The sequence below is a fragment of the Paenibacillus sp. CAU 1782 genome (genome assembly GCF_054551715.1).
Map to the genome: position 1 here is coordinate 98,692 of NZ_JBTOLL010000015.1, position 21,242 is coordinate 119,933.

The 21,242-nt window shown below is 42.5% G+C and carries 33 protein-coding genes and 1 pseudogene; 29 read left to right on the plus strand and 5 right to left on the minus strand.

Going from position 1 to position 21,242, the window contains the following annotated elements; genetic code table 11:
• Nucleotides 1-10 precede the first annotated feature (10 nt).
• The 20 genes and pseudogenes from ACX93W_RS21955 (at nt 11) to ACX93W_RS22050 (ending at nt 11,758) form a co-directional block, all read left to right on the plus strand.
• Nucleotides 11-580, plus strand: a complete 570-nt coding sequence (locus ACX93W_RS21955; protein ID WP_459394505.1) for a hypothetical protein — start codon at nt 11-13, stop codon at nt 578-580.
• A 22-nt stretch (nt 581-602) separates the two neighbouring features.
• Nucleotides 603-1,124 (plus strand): hypothetical protein, encoded by a 522-nt coding sequence (locus tag ACX93W_RS21960; RefSeq protein WP_459394506.1) that lies wholly within the window; start codon nt 603-605, stop codon nt 1,122-1,124.
• Between the two features lie 84 nt (nt 1,125-1,208).
• The gene (locus tag ACX93W_RS21965) at nt 1,209-1,739 is read left to right on the plus strand and encodes a hypothetical protein (RefSeq protein ID WP_459394507.1); all 531 of its coding nucleotides are present in this window, start codon (nt 1,209-1,211) and stop codon (nt 1,737-1,739) included.
• Between the two features lie 167 nt (nt 1,740-1,906).
• Nucleotides 1,907-2,206: a hypothetical protein gene (locus ACX93W_RS21970; protein WP_459394508.1), complete on the plus strand. Its 300-nt coding sequence runs from the start codon at nt 1,907-1,909 to the stop codon at nt 2,204-2,206.
• 44 nt (nt 2,207-2,250) lie between these two features.
• The gene (locus tag ACX93W_RS21975) at nt 2,251-2,622 is read left to right on the plus strand and encodes a hypothetical protein (RefSeq protein ID WP_459394509.1); all 372 of its coding nucleotides are present in this window, start codon (nt 2,251-2,253) and stop codon (nt 2,620-2,622) included.
• Nucleotides 2,623-2,681: 59 nt separating this feature from the next.
• Complete coding sequence (locus ACX93W_RS21980; RefSeq protein ID WP_459394510.1) at nt 2,682-3,230, plus strand: hypothetical protein; 549 nt, start codon at nt 2,682-2,684, stop codon at nt 3,228-3,230.
• 82 nt (nt 3,231-3,312) lie between these two features.
• Nucleotides 3,313-3,588: a hypothetical protein gene (locus tag ACX93W_RS21985; RefSeq protein ID WP_459394511.1), complete on the plus strand. Its 276-nt coding sequence runs from the start codon at nt 3,313-3,315 to the stop codon at nt 3,586-3,588.
• A gap of 140 nt (nt 3,589-3,728) precedes the next feature.
• On the plus strand, nt 3,729-4,175 hold the full coding sequence (locus tag ACX93W_RS21990) for a hypothetical protein (protein WP_459394512.1): 447 nt from the start codon (nt 3,729-3,731) through the stop codon (nt 4,173-4,175).
• 80 nt (nt 4,176-4,255) lie between these two features.
• Entirely contained in the window at nt 4,256-4,714 is a 459-nt protein-coding gene (locus ACX93W_RS21995; RefSeq protein WP_459394513.1) for a DUF2262 domain-containing protein, read from the plus strand.
• Nucleotides 4,715-4,730: 16 nt separating this feature from the next.
• Nucleotides 4,731-5,261, plus strand: a complete 531-nt coding sequence (locus ACX93W_RS22000) for an SMI1/KNR4 family protein (RefSeq protein ID WP_459394547.1) — start codon at nt 4,731-4,733, stop codon at nt 5,259-5,261.
• A gap of 62 nt (nt 5,262-5,323) precedes the next feature.
• Complete coding sequence (locus ACX93W_RS22005) at nt 5,324-5,557, plus strand: hypothetical protein (protein WP_459394514.1); 234 nt, start codon at nt 5,324-5,326, stop codon at nt 5,555-5,557.
• 345 nt (nt 5,558-5,902) lie between these two features.
• Nucleotides 5,903-6,655 (plus strand): hypothetical protein, encoded by a 753-nt coding sequence (locus tag ACX93W_RS22010; protein WP_459394515.1) that lies wholly within the window; start codon nt 5,903-5,905, stop codon nt 6,653-6,655.
• Nucleotides 6,656-6,673: 18 nt separating this feature from the next.
• The gene (locus ACX93W_RS22015) at nt 6,674-7,198 is read left to right on the plus strand and encodes a YfiT family bacillithiol transferase (protein WP_459394516.1); all 525 of its coding nucleotides are present in this window, start codon (nt 6,674-6,676) and stop codon (nt 7,196-7,198) included.
• Nucleotides 7,199-7,332: 134 nt separating this feature from the next.
• Nucleotides 7,333-8,073: an ATP-grasp domain-containing protein gene (locus tag ACX93W_RS22020; RefSeq protein ID WP_459394517.1), complete on the plus strand. Its 741-nt coding sequence runs from the start codon at nt 7,333-7,335 to the stop codon at nt 8,071-8,073.
• A 34-nt stretch (nt 8,074-8,107) separates the two neighbouring features.
• Nucleotides 8,108-8,254, plus strand: a pseudogene (locus ACX93W_RS22025) (antibiotic biosynthesis monooxygenase); the annotation flags it as partial.
• Nucleotides 8,255-8,271: 17 nt separating this feature from the next.
• Nucleotides 8,272-9,264 (plus strand): BadF/BadG/BcrA/BcrD ATPase family protein, encoded by a 993-nt coding sequence (locus ACX93W_RS22030; RefSeq protein ID WP_459394518.1) that lies wholly within the window; start codon nt 8,272-8,274, stop codon nt 9,262-9,264.
• Between the two features lie 92 nt (nt 9,265-9,356).
• The gene (locus ACX93W_RS22035) at nt 9,357-9,902 is read left to right on the plus strand and encodes a GNAT family N-acetyltransferase (RefSeq protein ID WP_459394519.1); all 546 of its coding nucleotides are present in this window, start codon (nt 9,357-9,359) and stop codon (nt 9,900-9,902) included.
• Entirely contained in the window at nt 9,889-10,671 is a 783-nt protein-coding gene (locus tag ACX93W_RS22040) for a class I SAM-dependent methyltransferase (protein ID WP_459394520.1), read from the plus strand. Before ACX93W_RS22035 ends, ACX93W_RS22040 begins: the two co-directional genes overlap by 14 nt.
• Before the next feature lie 59 nt (nt 10,672-10,730).
• The gene (locus tag ACX93W_RS22045; protein ID WP_459394521.1) at nt 10,731-11,321 is read left to right on the plus strand and encodes an HD domain-containing protein; all 591 of its coding nucleotides are present in this window, start codon (nt 10,731-10,733) and stop codon (nt 11,319-11,321) included.
• Nucleotides 11,322-11,416: 95 nt separating this feature from the next.
• Nucleotides 11,417-11,758, plus strand: coding sequence for a DUF3221 domain-containing protein (locus ACX93W_RS22050; protein WP_459394522.1), 342 nt, complete (start codon nt 11,417-11,419; stop codon nt 11,756-11,758).
• A 105-nt stretch (nt 11,759-11,863) separates the two neighbouring features.
• On the opposite strand, the gene ACX93W_RS22055 is transcribed toward ACX93W_RS22050, so the two are convergent.
• Together ACX93W_RS22055 and ACX93W_RS22060 are read right to left on the minus strand one after the other, a co-directional pair.
• A complete protein-coding gene (locus ACX93W_RS22055) occupies nt 11,864-13,087 on the minus strand; it encodes a hypothetical protein (protein WP_459394523.1) in 1,224 nt (407 codons plus the stop codon).
• A gap of 1 nt (nt 13,088) precedes the next feature.
• Entirely contained in the window at nt 13,089-13,616 is a 528-nt protein-coding gene (locus ACX93W_RS22060; protein ID WP_459394524.1) for an RNA polymerase sigma factor, read from the minus strand.
• Between the two features lie 217 nt (nt 13,617-13,833).
• Between ACX93W_RS22060 and ACX93W_RS22065 the strand changes: the two genes are divergently transcribed.
• The 5 genes from ACX93W_RS22065 (at nt 13,834) to ACX93W_RS22085 (ending at nt 16,206) form a co-directional block, all read left to right on the plus strand.
• Nucleotides 13,834-14,457 (plus strand): DUF2975 domain-containing protein, encoded by a 624-nt coding sequence (locus tag ACX93W_RS22065; RefSeq protein WP_459394525.1) that lies wholly within the window; start codon nt 13,834-13,836, stop codon nt 14,455-14,457.
• Nucleotides 14,454-14,693, plus strand: coding sequence for a helix-turn-helix domain-containing protein (locus tag ACX93W_RS22070; protein ID WP_459394526.1), 240 nt, complete (start codon nt 14,454-14,456; stop codon nt 14,691-14,693). Before ACX93W_RS22065 ends, ACX93W_RS22070 begins: the two co-directional genes overlap by 4 nt.
• A 120-nt stretch (nt 14,694-14,813) precedes the next feature.
• Nucleotides 14,814-15,146 (plus strand): hypothetical protein, encoded by a 333-nt coding sequence (locus tag ACX93W_RS22075; RefSeq protein ID WP_459394527.1) that lies wholly within the window; start codon nt 14,814-14,816, stop codon nt 15,144-15,146.
• Between the two features lie 82 nt (nt 15,147-15,228).
• Nucleotides 15,229-15,672: a hypothetical protein gene (locus ACX93W_RS22080; protein WP_459394528.1), complete on the plus strand. Its 444-nt coding sequence runs from the start codon at nt 15,229-15,231 to the stop codon at nt 15,670-15,672.
• Nucleotides 15,673-15,807: 135 nt separating this feature from the next.
• The gene (locus ACX93W_RS22085; protein ID WP_459394529.1) at nt 15,808-16,206 is read left to right on the plus strand and encodes a hypothetical protein; all 399 of its coding nucleotides are present in this window, start codon (nt 15,808-15,810) and stop codon (nt 16,204-16,206) included.
• 26 nt (nt 16,207-16,232) lie between these two features.
• Here ACX93W_RS22085 and ACX93W_RS22090 read toward each other — a convergent pair whose 3' ends face one another.
• Entirely contained in the window at nt 16,233-16,595 is a 363-nt protein-coding gene (locus tag ACX93W_RS22090) for an iron-sulfur cluster biosynthesis family protein (RefSeq protein WP_459394530.1), read from the minus strand.
• Nucleotides 16,596-16,782: 187 nt separating this feature from the next.
• On the opposite strand from ACX93W_RS22090, the gene ACX93W_RS22095 reads away from it, so the two are divergent.
• Both ACX93W_RS22095 and ACX93W_RS22100 read left to right on the plus strand, forming a co-directional pair.
• A complete protein-coding gene (locus ACX93W_RS22095) occupies nt 16,783-17,433 on the plus strand; it encodes a DUF3885 domain-containing protein (RefSeq protein WP_459394531.1) in 651 nt (216 codons plus the stop codon).
• 17 nt (nt 17,434-17,450) lie between these two features.
• A complete protein-coding gene (locus tag ACX93W_RS22100; protein ID WP_459394532.1) occupies nt 17,451-17,936 on the plus strand; it encodes an NUDIX hydrolase in 486 nt (161 codons plus the stop codon).
• A gap of 47 nt (nt 17,937-17,983) precedes the next feature.
• Here ACX93W_RS22100 and ACX93W_RS22105 read toward each other — a convergent pair whose 3' ends face one another.
• A complete protein-coding gene (locus ACX93W_RS22105; protein WP_459394533.1) occupies nt 17,984-19,372 on the minus strand; it encodes a DUF5808 domain-containing protein in 1,389 nt (462 codons plus the stop codon).
• Between the two features lie 10 nt (nt 19,373-19,382).
• Nucleotides 19,383-19,775: a GntR family transcriptional regulator gene (locus tag ACX93W_RS22110; protein ID WP_459394534.1), complete on the minus strand. Its 393-nt coding sequence runs from the start codon at nt 19,773-19,775 to the stop codon at nt 19,383-19,385.
• Nucleotides 19,776-19,866: 91 nt separating this feature from the next.
• Between ACX93W_RS22110 and ACX93W_RS22115 the strand changes: the two genes are divergently transcribed.
• Together ACX93W_RS22115 and ACX93W_RS22120 are read left to right on the plus strand one after the other, a co-directional pair.
• Complete coding sequence (locus ACX93W_RS22115; RefSeq protein ID WP_459394535.1) at nt 19,867-20,403, plus strand: hypothetical protein; 537 nt, start codon at nt 19,867-19,869, stop codon at nt 20,401-20,403.
• 65 nt (nt 20,404-20,468) lie between these two features.
• Nucleotides 20,469-20,921, plus strand: coding sequence for a hypothetical protein (locus tag ACX93W_RS22120; RefSeq protein WP_459394536.1), 453 nt, complete (start codon nt 20,469-20,471; stop codon nt 20,919-20,921).
• Nucleotides 20,922-21,242: the final 321 nt, after the last annotated feature.

Below are 21,242 nucleotides of genomic sequence, written 5' to 3' on the forward strand. Positions count from 1 at the left end.
TGACTACTCAATGAATAGAAAATTTGTAGTTTTGGATGATTCGCAGTACGTAGATGAATTTAGTCAATTTTGCGATAAGTTAGTGTATATACAGCAGAATTTTGATTATTTTTCAAGGCTTGTTATTTGGCCTAACGAACGTGCAATCGATACCTTGAAGAAGCTCTTGGAGAAATCGAAAGAAAACTTTGAAGTGATGTATATATTAATGACATCTAGATGTAATAACGATGAAGCAAGATACAAGGCGGAGCATCTGCAGTTAAACGAGGTTGTCAATTTTTTGGATGTCTTCCAGACATTCATTGAATTTGACAGTCGCCATAGGGTTGTGATTCGCTCATCGGATGAAAGTCTGACCTATTTCGTATATGACGAGGAAAACATTTTGCTGGCTTATGGGAATGTAGAACTTTTCAAACAGCTTCTTGATGAAGTGGGTTTTGAGCCATACGAGGGAGGAATCGTTTTTCCCGATCCACACATGCATGTTTATCATGAAGAATTGGATCAATATGAAAATCAAGTGCTTCACCATTTCCCCTGGACAAAGCATGAGTTAACGGAAGTAGACAAATAACGTTTTATAGTAGGGTGATGTTATGAAAGAGTCACTAATTAAAGAGAACGGACTGTATGTTCTCCCCCTATATCAAAAGGCGAAGCTGAAGAGGTGGCTTCATGTTTTATATGGTTGTTTGATTGCGATTTTTCTTGGATTTGTCCTCATACCTGGTGACGATCCTCAGAAAATTGTGCTTAATATAATGTTTATTGTTTTTGCTATAGTCTTTGGTTATATTTGGATGTCGTTAGCTTATTTTAATAAACCTTATATCCTTGTTGTAGATCAACATTTTGAATATAAATGGTTGTTTGGGCATGTTGTAATTGAGTTTGATCAAATAGAGAAAATGGGCTGTTTTTCTGAAAATGGTGTGACGATGTTTGGAATATGGACAAGGCATTTAAGTAAACCGTCTTTTTGGCAACGGACCGACCGATTGTTTGGCAAAACCTATGCTGTAAAGGTTGTAGTTTCGACGTTTTCCAATATTGACTTTAATGTGTTGTATTCAACGATACTGCAAAAAGCCGGTAGCGCCAATTCGGAAGAACAGTAGAAACGTAGACTGTTTTTCGTACCCCCAACTAGATAAGTTGACCAACAGTTAGAGAATGAAGTTATAGAAAGAGATGAAGCATTCATGGCAAACACGATATCATTGCCTAAAAAGCTGGAGCACCTAGCGGAATCAATCGGGATGTCGAATGGTTTAACCGCGGTTTTTATTGAAGTGCTGGCTATTAGCGGCTCCATACTAGCAAAGACCAATCGCGAAAAAGAGCTGGTCATTTGGTTGGCACAGCGAGACCAGTCTGCAGTAGGCATAGGAACGGTTGGGTTTGAGCTTGACGAAATGCCTTGGACCGAAGAATGTTTTGAAAGCGAAAAAAAGTTTATGTTGAGCATCGCTTCGGAAGCAATACATGAGTTAGGCTGGAAAAAGTTAAGTTATGAACCACGCAAGGACTGGGTCATTAGCTGTTTGGAAAAATTCCGACTAATGATTCAAGTATTCGAAAAAGAATATGTTAATATGGACAGCTATCTGGAATGGACCGAAATTGAAGAGGATGATGTGAATTCTACCATTCCAAGGGGATATCCGACATGTGAGAAGCACGCTGTTTACTTATCACTATTTGGATGTGTGTTGTGTAATAATGGGAGCTAATTCCGAAGTGGAAAGGATTTTATATGCAAATAACCGCGTCCAGTTTGTTTAGCCAAGTTGGAATCTATTTTTCGATTTCATATAAGGTCACTTTGTATATCAGAAAAAAACTAAATGAAATTATCGTGGAAGAATGCGCGTTGTATGCAAACAAGGCAGGGTGGTCTTTGAATTTAATTGTTTCAACAAAAAGCGATCAACAGGAAGTCAGAATTAAAGGCCCCGACATTTCTAAAAAATATAAAGAGATTGACTGGGGATTGTGGCTTCCTTATAACCAAATTACAAGCTCTGCAGATCCATTAAAAACATATCTATACTATTATTTTGAAGCGGTGTATCTGGTTTTGGAACAATATAATGTGCCATATGAGCTCGTTACAAAAGTAAGGCTGCTTGTTGAGGAAGAAGTACTGAACAATGATGAGTATTTGTTTAGTGAAGAAGAAAGTATTGTAATCGATTAGGTTCGTTAACGATTATTGAAAAGAGTAAGAGGGAGATAAACCTAATGAAAAAGATGAAATCATTGCTTATTTTAACAGCCATCATTACGGCTAGCCTATTCATAACCAGCTTTGTAATTAGCAAATACAATGAGTCTGCTTTATCGGATGCATTATTTATGTGCGGAATAATTGTTTTGCTAGTTGGCATCTTTTCTTCAATGAGAGGCAGAGCGTTTGGGAATAAAGTTGCGCCGCACGAAAACGAACATGCCGTTCTAGATGCTGCTGAGGCTGAACGTGAAATTCAAGAAATTAGAAATCAAGGCACGATCAAATATGTCACTGAAAACAGAATGCTGGATTTTAGAGACAGGCCACTGGCCATGATCATTTCAGGAGTGATTGGTTTAGCTGCTGCTTATTTTGTTGCCTAAGAAATAGAAATGGATTAGAGCGAGGGATTTAGATAGATATATGACAGAGGGGCATCGATATGAATAGTAGAAAAGTCAAAACCTTGATTATAGCAGTAGCCGCAGTAATCGCTATAGTTGCAGCAGCAATCTGGTTTTTTTATCCTAAACCTATACTGATGGAAGTCAAAGGAGTCCAATATCAGCTTGGCGATTCCAATCCGGAATATATCGAAAATGTGACTATCCTGATTGATGGTGAATTCATTAGAAACCTTAATGGCAGCCGGAATTTTTATGGATCGGTATCCATTGAAGGCGAGACATTGCCAGTATCCGAAGACCGGATAGAATTGAACATTTCTTTTGACAAAAATGGCCGAGGGCCCATGGAATATAATGACATCAACAACAGCAACGGGCAATATTACTTATATGGCGATTTGTTTATGGAAGGAGATTTTGAGAAATTAACGATTGCAAAATACCAGGATACAGGCGAGGCAAGCAGAGGCTGGAGTTCAGAAGACGGGATCGTCATTTCTGGTCCCGCAGACAATAGACAGCAAGGTTTGGAAATATCCAGAGAGTTGATGAAAGCTTTTATTGGGAGCGGAGTTCTGAAATAACGGATAGTGTGAAAATGAAAGATCAGCCGAGGTTCGTGTTTTGGAATCGTTTATAGTTATGATTAGGAGATGATATGCCTATATGGCTATATGTATAGATTTTGAGCTTGCAGGAATGAATGGAACAGCTGTTCAGTATCGATTTGGCCATTGTCTTCAGGAGTTGAGCGGACTGCTTGAGGTAGACGTTGAAAAGTTAATCAGTGGAGAGACTTCGTGGGATACACCAATGAATGAGGTAGTCATTCTCCTCAATACCGACCATAGCCAGTGGATGGCAAACAAGGTCTTCGGCAAGATAGTTAAGCACTACAAGGAAACCGGAGAGTATTTGGCAAAGGGCGGGTATTATGCTTAACAGGTAGCACAGGAAAATTAGATGACAGTGTTCCCGAAGCTTACTCCAAAGTATGATTGAATCGTTTCCTGATTATTGGGATCAAGGAGATGTTTCAGCAACAATTGATTTTTCAAAGCTGAAAAGGATGGTTTTCTCTAATGAAAATAAAATCGATGTTCATTTTTATGTTTATGCTAGTGATTATTGCTGGTTGTACACAACAAAAAACGGTTGAAGTGACTTATCATATTGAATCTACTCCAGGAGGGAACTTTCAAGCTACTGTTAATGATTATTTTCGCAATTTCGATAATATTAGGTATTGGCGGCAGTATGCTACGGATTCTTTTATAAAAAAAGTTTATGCATGGTGCACAGAAGATTATTCAGAGGAAAAAACATTGGATGAAATGGTTGATATTTATTATGAAGTCAATAAGGAGTCTTTGATTTTAAAAGCGGTTGCCATTAATGAAATAGAAATCACCGAAAATGAGGAAGTCATTCTTTCCGTGACTAGAACATGGGAGAATGATGAAAGTAGTGAAGCGAGTTATTTGTTCAAGTATGAAAATAATGAGTGGAAAATAGATGACAAGCTTTAGAAGGTTCAAATTGTATATTGTGCAGAAGGAGATACTTGAAGAGTCGATGGAAATCGAGCATAGATGGGGAGCAGACATTTATGGAAACTACGATCAAAAGCCAAACAATGGGCTCATTTGTTTACAACAAGGAATTCAACGCCTATGAAAAAAATGATGGGAAAGTAAGTTTTGCGTTGAACCTGAAGGATAAGAAAACTGACGCATACGAATTGATGGCCAGAGCAGAAGCGATATTTGCCAAATATCAAATTTTCGAACAGTTAGTTAAGCCGCAGATCGCTCGTGAGCTAATTGATTACAAAAATGACTTTTGGCCGGAATATGATGAATATGATGAAAATTTGGACTGGGACGAAGTTAACACTGGAAAATATGATCTGACTGAAGCCGTTTTCGAAACGAAGATTACTTTGCTTCATATCCACATTCATCCTACGCATATCTACTGCGAATTCAATGATGGGGAAATGTTTGGTGGACATCGAATACATTCGGAATTTGATTACGAGTATCAATTAATTAGCGCAGACATCTAACCGGAAGGGATTGGACATAATGAGCCAGGCTGAATGGATATGGAAGTCGATTATTCAAAAAGGGCTGCAAAAGGACGCGGATTTTCAAAATAAGTTATTTTTGCAGCCTGGCGCCAGCGAGGAAGAACTTAATCAGCTTCAGGAGACAATGAATGTAACGATTCCGAAGGAAATGGTGGAGTTTTATCGAATCCATAACGGCCAGCTATGGGATATCGGGGGTCAATGTTTTATACGAAATTTGACGCTTTCTCCTATCTCGGAAATACTGGAGAACTGGAATTTCTTAAATGAAGAGTTTGAAGGCGATGATCTGGAGGAAAGTTTTGACAAAGAGATAAAGCCTTTGCTTTGGAACCCTAAATGGCTGCCTATTGCATCTAACGGTGGCGGGGATTATTTGTGCCTGGATACGGATCCAACGGATGAGGGGCAACCGGGGCAAGTGCTCTATTTTTGGCATGATTGGGGCAATCGTTCAGTTAAAGCGAAGAGCTTATTTGAATTTATTGGGGCCTGCCTGGAGGAAGAGGATACAGAGGATTAGGTCGAGAGAGCCTAAGTTATTCATTCCAAGTTTGTAGACGTTTAGAGGAGGATGAGGAGGTTATGTCGGACAACAACAAACAACACGAAACTCACCAATTGACGGATTATGCAGAAGCTCAGAATAAGGGGATTCATTCCATGATGGAGGATGCACAAAGAATAGAAGGAGCAGGTCCTCCCAAAAAAGTGGATTTTAGAACACTGCCTAAGCCTCTCAGAATTTTTGGGTACTGCGTCATTGCTTTATTGGTCGCAATGCTTGTTTTCGGTATAATGACGGGGTTTCTAGATTAATCCGGCTTAGAGGTGACGCTGAATGCGATTGAATGTTTCACTGTTTAAATTGGGCTTTCACCTCACGATGTGTCTAGGTATAGGACTTGCCGTATTCCTGCATTCTGATGATTACTCAATTTTTCGATTAATCTATTTATTTTGTCCTGTTTCCTATTCATCTGCTGGTACTTTTTTTTAATCGCTTCATTAAGCAACGTTATGCTCATCATTGGATTTATAATTTCTAGTTTGTTATTAGTAATTGAAGTAATCTTGTTTATTTTGGATATGAAAATGGAGTAAAAGACGGCGTCTCTAATGCTGGCTATTACCTTGCAGACGTAGAAATGTAGAGGAGCACCAATGAAAGACAAAAAAATTGTAGACATCCGATTATTTGAAGAGGCCGAAACTGTCCAATCGCTTCCTGTTTATGCCGGGAAGAAGTACCAGACCGACCACGAAGCACATTATCTATGTGCCCGTTATGCAAGAAAGCTGCGGGAAGTTGGTTACATTACAGGCGATTTCGATCACGTCTATATTGTCATGACGCAAGCGTTGGAGGAGCAAACCATTACACCGTCTCAGCGCGGGGCTGACAAGTGGATGAAATATTATGATGTGGGAGTCTCACAATCAGCCTTTAACCGTAAAAACAACCTCGAAAAGCAACGCTACATACTTGAACTCATCACAAATGTGTTGCGGACAATCGCCAAAAGCGAGGAGCAAACGTTGTTAGTGAATGGGGTTTATCAGTTATTGCTTGAAGCAGGCAGCGAAATGGAGATTACACATCTGACAAAGGAAACAAGCAAATATAGTGTAAAAGTCAGCTATCAAATCAGACCATTAAATAAAAAATCGCGAGCGCTGATTGAATATCATGACTTACTTAACAATGTCAGGCGGAAGTTGACTTTTTTGGAGTTGAATTTTTACGAGGATATCTTCTTTTTGGCCGCATCGCTTACTCTTAAAAATGGCATGATACATCTAAAACCGAGGACATCGCAAAGCGCTGCTTATCATATCAAGTCGTATACGACACCGATTGCGATAGCAATTGACGAGATGCCGATCATAGAAGGGCTTCCGAATAGCGCCAAGTAGAATAAGGGGGAAGTTGGTATGGAAGAAAGGTACCCAATCGGAAAGTTTTCGGTAAGCGGAGAAATCACTCTACAGCAAAGAGGTCAGTGGATTAATGAAATAAAAGAGCTGTCTGCCAAGCTTAAAGAGGCCGTGCATGGATTAAGCAATGAACAGCTTGATTTGCATTATCGAGACGGAGGGTGGACTGTCCGGCAGGTCGTGCATCATTTGGCGGATAGTCACATGAACAGCTTTATTCGATTCAAGCTGGCGTTAACGGAAGAGAATCCTACCATTAAACCCTATTACGAAGAGAGATGGGCGGAGCTTATGGATTCGAGTCGCGCAGAGGTTGAGCTGTCTCTTTCCCTTCTGGATTTGCTGCATAAAAGATGGGCGATTTTATTGGAAGCAATGAGCGAATCCGACTACAAGAGGCATTTTGTCCATCCGGAATCGGGGGCTGTAATTAAACTGGATTACAATTTAGGTCTTTACGCCTGGCATGGCAATCATCACGTTGCTCATATTACTTCGCTCAGGCGAAAACAGCAGATTTAACAGGGGATAAATTATTCGCAGACAAAGGAACTGAAGCCTATGACTCAACTACAATTAGTGAAGCCGCAGGAAGACGGCAACGTGATCAAAAGGTATTGGATCAATACAGCAGGCAAATAAGGAGAGAATGGAACATGAGAGCCTATATTCAGAGCGATAAAAATGGCGATTTCTACAACGTCAATGCTTTTATTGCAAATGAAGGGTTTGCTTCATTAGGGTGGGAGACGGTCAAATATACGCATGCGGAAGAAATTGAAGGAGATAACCCGGAGGATGTTGTTGTTGGAGGAATAGGCAATGTGAGAAAACGTCTGGATCTGCTAGGCTTTTCAAGAAACCAGGGTGAAATTGATTACCCGGAATCATTGTCTCGCTACTTGGGCAGGAAAGTCTGGACTACTACGATTCGGGAGCTTATGGAACATCCAGAACAATGGAATGTGTTTATTAAGCCAAAAGACACGACCAAAAAATTTGCCGGAAAAGTTGTCCGAGAATATCGGGATTTCATCGGATTGGATGATGATCGAGAGGAGACAGCCGTGTGGTGCTCCGAGATCGTCGATTTTGTAACGGAGTGGCGATGTTTTATCCGCTACGGGCAAATTCTCGATGTGAGACCCTATAAAGGGGCTTGGGATTCCAGGCTGGACTTGAGCATTGTTCGGAATGCAATGAAGGACTTCTCCGATGCGCCGGCTGCGTACGGCATGGATTTTGGCATTAATAGAGACGGGAAGTTGAAACTGGTAGAGATTAACGATGGCCATTCGTTAGGCACCTTTGGGATCAGCTCATTTAACTATGCAAAATTTTTGTCGGCGAGATGGGCAGAGTTGACGGGGACAACGGACTATTTAAAAGATTTATAGCGTTATAGCAGAATACGCACACAAAATGCCCAATAAATACGTATTGCTTATCCGGTGGGAAACATTGGAGAATCATACGGTTGGGTTTCGGAAGTCGGCTGACTATCAGGAATGGAAAGCGCTGCTCCATCATTTCTATGATCCATCCCCGACGGTAGAGCATTTTGAAAGGGTTTATTGAATAGTAGAGGAGAAAATATGATGGACAAACAGGCGGACGATGTTGTAATCGGCATCGATGGAGGCGGAACGCATACGCGAGTGATGGTGGCAGACCTGCAAGGAAATGTGCTTGCCTATGTTGAAAAAGGAGCCTCTTCGCTTCATAAAGATTCCAATGCCAGCCAAAATGTACAACAAGCCATCCAGGAAGCTCTGCTGCAGGCGGGAAAAAGCACATCCCAAGTAAGGCTGTTGACGGCGGGTATTGCCGGATACGATTCCCCGTCCGATGAGGAGTGGGTGACATCTTTGACAGCAGTCCCGGGACTTCATTGCCTCAAGGAGCATGTAAATGATGCGGTGGTAGCTCATAGCGGCGCGCTTCTCACGGAGCCGGGCATTATTATCATATCCGGAACAGGGTCTATCCTCTACGCAGTAACCGAGTCCGGGCAGCAAATCAGAAATTACGATCTTTGCCACTATGCTGCAAGCGCAGCCCGATTTCTGGCCTATGATGCAACCTTTGAGCTGCTAGCGGGCAACATCGATGAAACGGATCAGACGCTGGCGGCAGCTATACTTTCGTTTTGGGAACAAACTTCAGTTGAAGGTTTGTCGCAACTGGCTCGCAGTGGTTTTATTGAAGATCAAAGAGAACGAAATCGCAGGTTTGCACAGTTAGCACCCCTTATAACGGAAGCAGCTCTCCATCATAGCCATTTGGCGCAGACGGTATGCGATCGTGCAATCCATCAGATTGCGGTGGGGATTGAAATGCTTGCCACATATTTTGCGAGCCCTGAAGTAAAGCTCTCTTTTATTGGCAGTGTCATAAATAGCGATTACTTTCATCAAAACCTCAGCTCCAAAATGCAAAAGGGCAGAAACAAGCATTACAAGGTGATTACTCCTGCCTTTTCTCCTGCGGCTGGCGCCGTTTTGCTGGCTTACAAACATCTTCAGATTCCAATTAATACAGATATCTGTACCAACCTCGGTCTTCATCCGAGCTCAAAAACGAGCTAATCCGATTTAGGAGTCATAGGTCCTTGATTGTCGATGCCTTATAATGATACGATTTGCGAGTGTAAGAGTTCGTATCAGAAGGGATAATGTTTATGGGAGTGCAGATCATAAGGCCGGATGAGACAGAGCTTACTTCCATTTTTGAACTATTGCAAGAGTGCAGAGCTCATTTGGAGGCCCAAGGAATTAAACAATGGGATGATATTTATCCAAACATGACAGATGTCGAGGCGGATTTTCGCAGCGGAAGCATCTATATTACGAAAGTTGATGGGGAAGTGACGGGAGTCGTCTCCTTTGATGATCACGGCTATAAGGAATATGAGGCTATTGGCTGGAAAAGCGAAAATGCCAAACATGCGATTCTTCATCGACTATCTGTGCGGCCCCGCTATCAGGGGAGGGGCATCGCTCAATCTTTGATAAAGTTTGTACATAACCAGTGTCTTGATATGGGCTATGGCTCCATTCGTTTGGACGTATACAGCGGGAACGAAATGGCGTTTCAGTTTTACAAAAAGCTTGGGTATGAGCTGCGTGGAGAGGTAACATTCCCCAGAAGACCTCTGCCGTTTTATTGCATGGAAAAGGAACTGAGCGCAAGCATAAGTGGAGGTTTGACCGATGGAGCAGAATGAAATCAATAAACAAGCCTGGAACACGGACACCTATGAGGCTTGGGTGAACCGGTTTGGCACGCCTGCGGAGGCAGCGGAAAAACTGAGAAGTTATCCGCAAAAGCGGATTGGCGAAATCTACGATTATTTTGAGCAAAATTTGTCCCAGCAAAAGGTGATCAACCTGCTTGGTTCCAATGGAATGAAAGCAGTAGCTCTGTCAATGCTCGGCGCTCAAGCAACAGTGGTTGATTTTTCGGAGGGCAACGAGCGTTATGCTCATGAACTGGCCCAAGCGGCTGGCGTGGAGCTGAGATATATTTTGTCTGATGTGCTCCAGCTCCCTTCCCATGAGTTGACTGGGGACTACGACGTTGTATTTATGGAAAACGGCATTTTGCATTATTTCGTTGATCTTGATCCACTCTTTCAAGTCGTTTCAGGGTTGCTGAAGCGCGGCGGGAAACTGATCTTGCAGGATTTTCATCCCGTGTCCACCAAGCTGATCACTTCCAAAGGAACCACAGCCAAAATCCGCAAACACAAAGTGAGCGGCGATTATTTCAGTACGGAGCTAGAGGAGCGGGATATTTCTTTTTCCAAATACAAGGACGGGGAACCTACGGCAACAAAAGTTTACTTGAGAAACTGGACATTAGGCGAAGTTGTCACTTCGGTTGCAAATGCCGGGCTTCATATGAAGGTGCTGAAGGAGTTGCCCAATTTGTCATCGGATGTTTTTGACGCGGGTATTCCAAAAAGCTTTATTATCGTTGCGGAGAAGTTGTAGGCCGTCACATAGGGAGAGGTTGAAATGGCCCAAATCGTATGTATTGGGGAGAGAGCTAAATGAGCAGCAACGATTTTCAAAAGCAAATGGAATTTCTGATCGAGATTGATAAGTTAAAATCCATCCAGCGCAGAACCAAGCTTATTCATGAAGACAGGCTGGAGAATGACGCGGAGCATTCCTGGCATTTGACGATGATGGCGCTTGTTCTGCAAGGGCATGCCAATAAAGAGGTTGATCTGTTAAAGGTTATCAAAATGCTTATGGTTCATGACCTGGTCGAAATCGATGCCGGAGATACATTTGCCTATGACGAGCAGGGGCATACAGACAAAGCGGAGCGTGAGCAAAAGGCCGCTGACCGCATCTTTGGTTTGCTGCCGGAGGAACAGGCCAAAGAGCTGATGGAGCTATGGGTGGAGTTTGAAGAAAGGGCGACACCGGAAGCTGCATTTGCTTCGTCACTCGACCGGCTTCAGCCTATCATCCATAATTATCATAACGATGGCGCCAGTTGGAGACAATATGGCATTACGAGCAGCCAGGTTTTAAAACGCAATGCGGGCATAAATGACGGTTCGGCAAAGTTATGGTCACATGCGCAGGAGCTTGTACAGCAAGCCATAGATAAAGGCATATTGCCGCAATAAAGAGGGAGCCGAAGGGCTTCTTTTTTTTGTTGCTTTTGCAACAAATTCGTCTATTGGGCCGTTTTTATCTTTACATAACCTGGAGGAGGATTATTTTGAAAAAAATAATAGTTTTACTCGTATTCGCACTGGTTCTGGCAACAGGATGTTCATCGGTTAATAAAGATGAAGTAGACGGGCCTTGGAATTATAAAAAGGGTTTTGTTGTTTCAAAAGAGGATGGGAGAGTTCTGGTAGTGCGTGATAAGGTTGATGAAATCGACGCGCCGCTTAACGAGATCCTGGAGGAGGCTCAGCCTGATGCAATTTGGCTCTCGGTTAATAACAAAGATTTCAATGCTGTCTCGGTAGGAGACAAAGTGAATATTACTATCCCGAATGGAATGGTAGACCAGTCATATCCGGCCCAGGCGTCAGCTGAATTATCTAAGGAATAGGAATTGGTTTCGATTAATAGGTTAACGAGAATAGTATCGCTTCATGTTAATGCTACGGCAGCAAAAGGCATTTATATTCAGCCTTTTGCTGCCGCTTTTTATTCCTTATCTAATCTTAATTTGTTTCGCGGCAGACAATAATACATCAATATCAACTGAATAGACGGAATTAACCGCATAAAAGTAATTCTCCGTAACGATAAAGATTTGCCCGCGTGCCTCACTCTGCTCGATCAGCGCTTTATGGCCGTTAATCATGGTTTCGGTTAACGTTTCTGTGGGGAACTCTAATTTTAAATCCTCCAATACTTGATCCGGATCTCCTTGTTGTCCGCTAAATTGTGAAATCCAAAATTCTGATACTCCATCCCGAAGCAGATAAGCCGCTTCAATTAAAATACCTTCGGGGCTGTCGATTTTTGCCGATGTATTCAGCAATTTGATTACCGGATTTTCATCTGTTTGATTGTCGGCTAAATTCAAAGGGATATGAATGTCCTCCGGTGCAATATTGGACATATCCAGCCTTCTATAAAGCGGTATTTTATGATCGTTAGTATCTATCGGTTCAGACACAGATTCGCCATCTACCGCATGCAATTGGTAAGAAAATTCGTTTTGGCCCGGAAGGGGAGTGAACCAAAGCGTATAACCTTCGTACACATACGGGATCATTTTGGCAGTATAAGCTTGCTTGGATTCGTCAGTAAACCAAATGGAGTGAACATCAGGATCGACAGAAGCTCCGAATGCAAGCAAGTAGGAGGAGGGTTCCAATGAGGGTGTTTGATCTGCCAATTGAACAAATGTGTAGGAAAAGACTTCATTTATTCCTTCTGCATTCAGGCTCTCGTTTTCCAACTCAGTGCCTAGTGGCACTTTTACTTTACCCTCAACGACCCACGCCATGCCGTGTTCATCCCACTGCAATACCCCTGCCTCCCAGATCATGATAGAATCCGCATGCTTTACGGTATTTGTGAAAATGAGCATTTGATTATCATTTAGCTCTTCCTTATACATAATTTTTGGCATCATATCGGGATCGGTTTCGTTCATTTGAATGAGCTGCAAAATTTGCTCATCCGAAGGAGGTATGGATGCCATCGGAGTGGACTGCTGTTCGATGGGCAGACTGACCCAAGCGATAACGGCCAAAATTGCTAAACTGAGCATGAATGGAATGACTCTTTTTACATGTACAAACGGCTGTTGCCGCCCCCTCCGAAGCACTCTTTCTTGTATGTAGTTGATTTGTTCGACTGTGATCTGGCGTGGCTCGGAATAAGGCCCTTTCTGAAGCGCGTCTTCAACGTTTTTCCTCTTCATATCATTCCTCCCGCAGCTTATTTCTCATTTTGCTTCTCGCCCGATGAAGCCTTGATTTCACCGTGCCTTCTGCAATACAGAGAAAGTTAGCAATGTCAGCAATTGATAATCCATATTTTACTTCCAGTATAAGAACTTCTCGATGTTTAAGTGGTAACGTCAACAATTCGCTCCAAACCTCGTCCATCTTGGATTCGGAAAAATAGATGGTTTCAGCGGAAGGAGCGCCCTCCGAAAAACGTACAATCGGAACAGGGAGAATTTTACGAAAAAAGGCCGATCTCTTGTGGTTTATCGCAAGATTGTGGCAAATTTTCAGCAGCCACGTTTTTACCGTCGATTGTCCCCGGAACTTGTCCAGCGCAAGAAAGGCATTAATGAAGGTTTCCTGCGCGAGATCTTCTGCTACATCATGATTTTTGGTTAATACAAATGCATAATTCCAAATATCGTTCCAATATTTTACGATGATTGGTTCCATTTCTGTCGATCCCAAACTCGTCATCGTTACGAGATATTCATCTTCCACTACTTCCTTCACCTCCTATAAACAGACACATTAGCGCAAGAAAAGTTCCATTTTTGTAAAATAATTTTTCAGGGATGCAATTATCTATATGCTTGCAAGAGGTACAAACATTAAAAAATTATCGTTTATCATTAATTTTTTATTCCTAATCATAATGGAATGTGATATACTCAAATGGAAAACGATCCTGGAAAAGGGAAAAGGAAGTTGGTGGCTGATGAGTAAGCTGATGAACAGAAAACGCGCTAGTAAATTGGCACAGCTGCTGCAGGGTCTCTGTTATTTTTTGGTGGGGCTGGCGGTGTTAAGTGTCGTCTTAATTTTGATCGGGCGAATGGAAGTGAACATGACCATACCGGAAGGACATTACACTAATGCGCTTCTGCTTGAGAAGGATCATAGCGTAGAGTCCAGGGCTTTTCTTGTGGACCTGTCTTACCTGGATCTCCATGTCGACATGCGTCCTGCTGGCGGGAAAACTGAGCTTATTACGATTCTGGGGATTATGATCATGGGTCTTGTCACCGTGGCTCCGCATGGGTATAGCTTCTATTTAATTGCAAGGTTTTTCGGTAATGTATCCAATGGACACGTGTTTGTTCCCGTTAATGCCACGTTGTTATTGAGGTGTGGAGCAGTGCTTGTGGCGGCTGCGCTTATCGCGCCAATCCTTAATGGATTTGCAATGCCGGCGATCATCAATCTGGTCACGGATAACCACATTTCTGCGAACGCATCCATTGATTTTATCGCGTTGATTGGAGGCGCTATCGCGCTGGTTATGGCTTATGTTTTTCATTACGGCATCTATTTGCAGAACGAGGCTGATCATACGTTATGATTGTCATAAGACTTGATCGAATGCTTGCGGATCGCAAAATGCGCCTGAATGAGCTTGCCGATGCGGTTGGCATTTCGAATGTAAATTTGTCCATGATGAAGACGGGGAAAATTAAAGCGATTCGGTTTTCAACATTGGATGCCATATGCAAAGTGTTGAAATGTCAGCCTGGCGATATTTTGGAATATGTTGAGGATGACGAAAGTGATGCTGCGGTGATGGAGGACGAGGAGTAAGCCTTGTCCTTCTTTTTTTGTTGTCTTCCATCCTTTGGGAATAAACGGTATAGTGAATGTAACTGGATGGAAAAGGATACGCAGGATGAGGAATTCCTGTACAGAGGAGGAGAGATGCTTATGCACAAATTAAGTGCTTATCAACATCAAATCGTCTTATTGTATACGGACAAAGGAGTGCAATTGTTCGGAACGCCGCTAAATAACGATCCGGAGCAGCCAGGCTGCTACTTGTTTCAAGTATTGGCTCTAACCCAGGATGAAGCAACGGTAGTTTCTTTTACAAATGAGGAAATCGGATATATCGTGGAATTGCCGGAAGAGATTGAGCAAGGTCTGCGGAAAACCTCAGACTTCTGGCAACAATCCGTAAGCACTGACCTTTTGAATACGTGGATGAGCAGCCATCAATTCGTTGAATTCGGAGTTAAGAATAAAAGAGAGCGTGAATAGGGGATTGTAAGCCTTTGATTGAGGAGTTGGCTTTAAGGGAGCGGTAAAGATTGCACAATATCTCTTACGGGAAGGTGAAACTTTGCATTTTAAATGTCAGTGTGGATATGTCATAAGAGATATAACCGATCATTTGCCTTATAAAGGTCATTTAGTATCGGATCAGGATTTTTTTGATCTGCTGGATGAAATCGATAAAGCGATCGAGAACTCAGGGCCTAGTCCAGAGGAGAAGGAAGAGGCAATAATGAAGGCGCGATCTTCTTTTTATGATCTTACAAAAACAATCTATCAATGCAGTAGCTGTGGAAATCTATTTTTTGATGAAGGAAATGAATTAATCACATTTAGTCCACATCCAGTTAATTGCGGTAAGCAACTGCTGCAATCAGCTAAGGGCGATAAGTGGCCGGGATATATATGCCGACTGGCTGGATGCATTGCCCGAATGGAGACAGGACAACGGACTGATTTACCTCACAGAAGAAACCAAAACGTTTACCAATTGGACCAGTCTGGAACGTGAATACTATCAGCTTTTTGAGGGTCGAAAGAATAACAATCTTCTAAGAGCCAGCAGTCTTAAAAGGAACGGCCAACTCATCCACTCATGGATTCGAGAAGGTTAAAAGCAAAACCGGAGGTGATGGAGATGATCCGCATGAAGAAGCGAAAAAAGCAGCTCCTTTGGTTGATTCCGCTTGTTCTATTCCTGCTGTATGGACTTACCTATATCCCGCATCGCCTTGTGAATCTCGAGCCAACTGAAGTGTACCGCATTGTTATTTTTGACGGGAGCACAGGAAGAGAGGTTGAAATAACCGGGGCCCAAGATATCAATCATATTGTTCAGAATCTGAATGAAACAACATTTCAAAAGGGTAAATTGTCAATCGGATATATGGGCACCCGGTTTAGAACGACTTTATACAACGATCAGGGGAAAGCAATCAAGACCATAACGATTAATTCGGCTGATCGTGTCAGATATAAGGGGTTTTTCTATACAGCTACCGATCAGGGTGTTGATTATGCATATTTAGAAGGGTTGTTTAAGTAAGCACTGGCCTTGCTAGCCGCTTACATTTACAGACTGCAGGCGTTGGTAACTGCGGAACCGCCAACCGTTGCGGAGCGGATATCACGAACGCGCACATTGCTGCTGAACACGCCGGAATCGCTGCTTAGTTTGAAGGAAGGATAATTAGGTTCGGCATCCAGCTTCATTTGCTGCTCCAGATTGAATTGTTGCTTGGCGTCTACATAAAACGGAGACAGATTGGACTCAATGACAACATCCAGGGCATCGGGCTCATCAACAATAAGAATAACGATAACGCCATTGCATCCGCAGCCTTCTGTATCATAGAAGATTTTGAATACGCCGGCTTGATTGTTTAAGTGTTTCGTCAGACGATTTGAGGCCAGCTCTGTAATGTGCAGTTGCATGTTGGTGCACTCCTTTTGACTTTTTTTCCACATAAGAATTTATGAATACAAGTATACCACTTTCGGCGATGCCCAACGTATTTCCATTTCATGACGGACTTGCCGCATAACGGACACAACCTTCTACAAAAGCGTCGGGATGGAAAGTTTGATTCAGAATCGTCTAGCGTAAGGGAGTCAGAGTAACATGGACTTGGATCATTATTTAAGCAGTCATTTTGAATCTTTGTCTCAGTGTAAGCCTCTTTTTTATAGCTGGGATATCGGGATACGCTTTGAGCTTGGTGCCCCGCCTGTTTACGACCAGAACAAGTCAAGGTATATGCAGGGTGTCTATGACAGAGCCATTCTTATTTATGAGCATTTACATCAGAGGAACGATAAGTTGCTTCTTGTAACAAACGCCCATTTTGGTAATCAAACCACTGTTCTCAAAAGAGCGCCGAAACTATATAGACGATACATCCCTGACAAAGGGGTTTTGCGACGTCTTCAGCACAAAGCAATTGTGCATGCATTTGCCGATAGTAAGGAAATTGATGATAATGAAACGAACTGGTTCACTTTAGAATGTCATGGACGGGATATAACATACAGGGGTCTGATTAAAGCGATTTGCAATCATGATGTAGGAATCAAACCTTCTATATTTCATGATGTGTTTTTCATAAATGTTACAACAGGAACTATTTTTCATATCTATGATGATAGAGGCTGCGATGTAATTTCTGCTTCCAAAGATGCACTGATGAGTATTTATGAAAAATACAATGATTGGATCTTAGACTATGATCGGGCATGGATAGACGAAACATTTAATAGCGGCAAAGTAGTCTAGATTGGGAGGAAGTACTTATGCTTTCAAAATTGATTAATCTTATCCCTCGGGATTGGCTAGTCATTCTGTATAAAAACATGCCATTTCCCCGATTCAAAAATTGGGTGGTTTATCGCTCTCAGCAGAAGTTTCTTGTTGCCGTACTGGGGATTTTCATCAATGACACAGGGCAGATTTTGCTGCTAAAGCATGTCTACAGAAAAGAACCATGGGGCATACCAGGTGGCTGGATGGAATTGGAGCAACCGCAAGCTGCTTTGGAACGAGAAGTGTACGAGGAAACTAAGCTAATGGTAGCTATTGACGGACCAGCCAGAGCTATTTTTGGCGTAAAACCTAATCGTGTAGATCTAATCTATACAGGTCGGGTGACAGGAGGGGCATTTGTCCCAAGCGTGGAGATTTCGGAAGCAATGTTCTGCGATATGGATCAATGGCCGGAGGGAATGCCGGACGTACAGAAGAAACTGATCACGGAAACGATCGCTTCCATACGTCCGTAAAGCAATTAAAAAGGTCAAATTCGGCAGTCTTTATTCGGAGGTTGCTGTTACCTGGTTTGCTCCAGCGCCTCAGTTAGTTGCTTGAAAAGAGCTTCGGTATTGGCCGGCAGCTCGTCATTATAGAAAATAACTTCATCGGCCAGCTCGATTTTGATAAAGGGCGGATTATTTTTGAATAGGTACAATCGGGCTTTGCCGACTTCATTTAAGCGGAAATGGCCTCTTAAGAATTTATTGGTGGCTTCGCCGCTCGTTTTGCTTCCTTTTGGCACGATATCCGTCAGCGATATATCCTTCACGTCAGCCAGGTCAAAAGAATAAGAGTACATGGGATATTTGATTTCCACGGTATGAGTTTCGGTTAGATTTAAAGCAGGTGCTATCAATTCCATACGAATAAGCATAACAGAAACGCCGAATACGATGGTAAGCAACAAACCAACAGCACCCCCCATAATTAATTTGCCGGCCAACGTCCCTGTATTAATCGTCTCCCCTACGCCTACCCTTTTGGGAACAAGCAGGCTTTTGTCGTGGGGATTATGGTACGTGAAGCCATTGGCCCAATATTCGTCATCGTCGCTATAAATCGGGCTGGACTCCAGCTGAAGCAGCTCATTTCTGGCAGTGGACAAGCGCCGGTAGACGGTAAGAATAAGGATAAGTGGAACTAGGGAAAAAAGAATAATAAGTGGCAGATAGATGACGTTTAATGCTTCTGTTTCGTTTAAGGACAATAAACCAACCAAAACCTGCTCCACATTCATAAACAATGCCAGTGCCAATAAAAGAAAAGAAACGGAACGGCGTTTCATCTGATTCAGAGCCAAATTTGTTTCGGAGCGTTCACTGTAAATGGTAGACTTGCTGCGACGCAGCAGCAGGGCGATACATAAAAACAGCAGTGTCATCATAACGGAAACGATGCCGAGGATATATAATTGAGCATCCATAGATCCAAACCAGATCAAAATACCTGTAGATATGGCTAAAGGGATAACAAACCATATTGGAGAGGGGGCCGTTTTATTTTTGAGCTGGGCGGCACGCAAATCGGCATGAATGACTTTCCGTTCTCCAACAAACCATTCCTCCCTGCGTTTCAGGGCGAGAGTAACAGCAAAGGTGTTGCGGTAGATCATCGTCACGGAGATCATCGCGGCAGACATCCAGAACAAGAAATACGCGGTTTGATAAGGAAAAAAGTTGTACAAAGCAGGAATGGGAAGGAAGAAAAGCAGCAGCCAAAGCATTGTTTTGTTGAAAGTGCGCCGATACTTGCTCTGGATGGCTTTTAAATCGGGATGCTCTAAAGCATGAGATGGCAGGGCAATGGAGAAGAGAAGGCCATTCTTATAGACAGCAATTGAACGGTACGTAAAATAAAGCCCAAGATATATAATGAATGCAGGAATTAGCAATACAAAAGTCAACATAGTCATCACCTCAACTGTTTAGTATATGCATTTTTCGGTAGATAGAGGAGCAAAGCTTGTTAAAGGCTTCGGCGGTTACGCCATGCAGAGCAGCTTCCGCTACCATGAGCTCAAGCTTTTGTTCTAATTGCTCTGAAGGGTGGTCCTGGTTGGCCTGTTTACTGGATGGCAAGCTGACCTTGGCGCCATGTCGGCGATCAATGACAAGATAACCTTCCTGCTTAAGCAAAGCATAGGCTTTATTCACGGTCATGTTGTTGATACCTAACTCATCGGCCAATTGACGCACGGTCGGCAGTTTTTCCTCCGGCTGAAGTTGTCCCTTGGCAATACCGAGGACAATTTCATTGCGCAGCTGCTCATAAAGCGGCACCTCGCTTTGTAGCTTGAGAGAAATTAGCATTGCGAATCACTCTCCTGATTAAGTATTGTTTGTATTATATATAGTAATACAAACAATACTTAAATGCAATAATAGAAAGAAGGTGAAATCTGTGTCGATTGAATATTTGTACCACTATTTTGAAGCGGATAATGGACCATTCCGCAATCTATCGGCATTAACTGAGGTTGAAGCAGAAACGATTATGGATAGAATTAAGTCTCAAGGAAGTGTTTTTGCCAGCAAACGCTCCAATGATTATTTGGTGATCCGAAGAGAGCTGGAGCAAAGAGCAAGAGAGTTGTTTATCAGCAAAGGGGGAAAGCCTCAAAATGCTTTTCCTCATTACATGACACTTGGGGAATGCTCGTGGTTGCTGGGGTGGTATAGTAATGGAAGGGCACTAAAGATTCACTTGGATGAGTTTCGAGCAGATAGCATCAGCTTTACCTATGGCGATTTATTCCCAACGATGAGATATAAAGATGGCAGACCGTACCGGGAACAACTCTATGTAAAGAATGAAATCATCAAAGTAGTCGAACAATACGGATTGCCGCAAGAGTGGAATCCACACGGCATTGATGGTCCAGAGAGGTATGTCGAGGTTCAAGTATGGGATGATGCCGTAGTTGGAAGATATTTGTAAAGTACAGTTAAATCAGCTTGCTTCGTTTTTACAAGCCTAGATCTATAGATAAGGTGGTTTTTGATATGAAGAAAGTACTGTTGGCAACTCTGTTGCTTCTGGGGGCCGTGCTCGTTTTTGTTTTTGCAATCATCAATAAAAATAATGATTTCTCTATAAATGCGGAAGACATTCAAAGTGTTGATATGTATCAATTTTCCTCGGACAGAAGCGAAGTTCAGAGGATGGAAATCCTTGAACAGTCGGATATTGCCGCAATTGTTGACGGCCTAAGTCAAATTAAACCCAATCCCAACAGCGTGCCGCTAGACGGAAATTATTATGTAAGGCTTAACAAAAAGGATGGCAGCACCTTTATTTATGTGAATGATAATGGTGAAGTCACAACATCCAACGGCTTTTTGGGCAGGGTGGAAAATGACAATATAATGAATAGGTTGTGGGCCGGGCTGGATTACCCTGTTCAAAACGTGACGGAAGATGAGCTGCCTACCGACTTGCTGAAGGTGAGGCAATAGATGGGGACAGGAGATAAGAACAGAGGTAGCGGATAATCCAGCGTCATAGAAGGAACAAATCTGTCTCAACTCTTACGGACATCCAAGGCCATTAGAGCTAATTTTAATGGGAATTCACAATCTAACGGACATTGGCGGCCGTAAGAGCTCATTTTCACGCCATATTCGCCACTTTTGAGCTCTAATGGACAGTTGTGACACTAGCCATGCAAATAACCTGACGTTACCAGCAACAAATATTACGAGATTGCTTTTTTAATCATTTGTTCAATATATTTACAGTCCGTTTTGTGGCTTAGATTCAAAAAGAAGAATGTCTGC

Coding starts and splice junctions, on each gene's coding strand:
- ACX93W_RS22055 (WP_459394523.1), bottom strand. CDS start 13,087: ATGAAGAGGAAAAACGTTGAAGACGCGCTTCAGAAAGGGCCTTATTCC.
- ACX93W_RS22045 (WP_459394521.1), top strand. CDS start 10,731: ATGAGCAGCAACGATTTTCAAAAGCAAATGGAATTTCTGATCGAGATT.
- ACX93W_RS22090 (WP_459394530.1), bottom strand. CDS start 16,595: ATGCAACTGCACATTACAGAGCTGGCCTCAAATCGTCTGACGAAACAC.
- ACX93W_RS21980 (WP_459394510.1), top strand. CDS start 2,682: ATGAATAGTAGAAAAGTCAAAACCTTGATTATAGCAGTAGCCGCAGTA.
- ACX93W_RS22005 (WP_459394514.1), top strand. CDS start 5,324: ATGTCGGACAACAACAAACAACACGAAACTCACCAATTGACGGATTAT.
- ACX93W_RS21955 (WP_459394505.1), top strand. CDS start 11: ATGAATAGAAAATTTGTAGTTTTGGATGATTCGCAGTACGTAGATGAA.
- ACX93W_RS22040 (WP_459394520.1), top strand. CDS start 9,889: ATGGAGCAGAATGAAATCAATAAACAAGCCTGGAACACGGACACCTAT.
- ACX93W_RS21985 (WP_459394511.1), top strand. CDS start 3,313: ATGGCTATATGTATAGATTTTGAGCTTGCAGGAATGAATGGAACAGCT.
- ACX93W_RS21990 (WP_459394512.1), top strand. CDS start 3,729: ATGAAAATAAAATCGATGTTCATTTTTATGTTTATGCTAGTGATTATT.
- ACX93W_RS22035 (WP_459394519.1), top strand. CDS start 9,357: ATGGGAGTGCAGATCATAAGGCCGGATGAGACAGAGCTTACTTCCATT.
- ACX93W_RS21975 (WP_459394509.1), top strand. CDS start 2,251: ATGAAAAAGATGAAATCATTGCTTATTTTAACAGCCATCATTACGGCT.
- ACX93W_RS22020 (WP_459394517.1), top strand. CDS start 7,333: ATGAGAGCCTATATTCAGAGCGATAAAAATGGCGATTTCTACAACGTC.
- ACX93W_RS22030 (WP_459394518.1), top strand. CDS start 8,272: ATGATGGACAAACAGGCGGACGATGTTGTAATCGGCATCGATGGAGGC.
- ACX93W_RS22065 (WP_459394525.1), top strand. CDS start 13,834: ATGAGTAAGCTGATGAACAGAAAACGCGCTAGTAAATTGGCACAGCTG.
- ACX93W_RS22085 (WP_459394529.1), top strand. CDS start 15,808: ATGAAGAAGCGAAAAAAGCAGCTCCTTTGGTTGATTCCGCTTGTTCTA.
- ACX93W_RS21965 (WP_459394507.1), top strand. CDS start 1,209: ATGGCAAACACGATATCATTGCCTAAAAAGCTGGAGCACCTAGCGGAA.
- ACX93W_RS22070 (WP_459394526.1), top strand. CDS start 14,454: ATGATTGTCATAAGACTTGATCGAATGCTTGCGGATCGCAAAATGCGC.
- ACX93W_RS22120 (WP_459394536.1), top strand. CDS start 20,469: ATGAAGAAAGTACTGTTGGCAACTCTGTTGCTTCTGGGGGCCGTGCTC.
- ACX93W_RS22100 (WP_459394532.1), top strand. CDS start 17,451: ATGCTTTCAAAATTGATTAATCTTATCCCTCGGGATTGGCTAGTCATT.
- ACX93W_RS22095 (WP_459394531.1), top strand. CDS start 16,783: ATGGACTTGGATCATTATTTAAGCAGTCATTTTGAATCTTTGTCTCAG.
- ACX93W_RS21995 (WP_459394513.1), top strand. CDS start 4,256: ATGGAAACTACGATCAAAAGCCAAACAATGGGCTCATTTGTTTACAAC.
- ACX93W_RS21960 (WP_459394506.1), top strand. CDS start 603: ATGAAAGAGTCACTAATTAAAGAGAACGGACTGTATGTTCTCCCCCTA.
- ACX93W_RS22075 (WP_459394527.1), top strand. CDS start 14,814: ATGCACAAATTAAGTGCTTATCAACATCAAATCGTCTTATTGTATACG.
- ACX93W_RS22105 (WP_459394533.1), bottom strand. CDS start 19,372: ATGTTGACTTTTGTATTGCTAATTCCTGCATTCATTATATATCTTGGG.
- ACX93W_RS22110 (WP_459394534.1), bottom strand. CDS start 19,775: ATGCTAATTTCTCTCAAGCTACAAAGCGAGGTGCCGCTTTATGAGCAG.
- ACX93W_RS22015 (WP_459394516.1), top strand. CDS start 6,674: ATGGAAGAAAGGTACCCAATCGGAAAGTTTTCGGTAAGCGGAGAAATC.
- ACX93W_RS22010 (WP_459394515.1), top strand. CDS start 5,903: ATGAAAGACAAAAAAATTGTAGACATCCGATTATTTGAAGAGGCCGAA.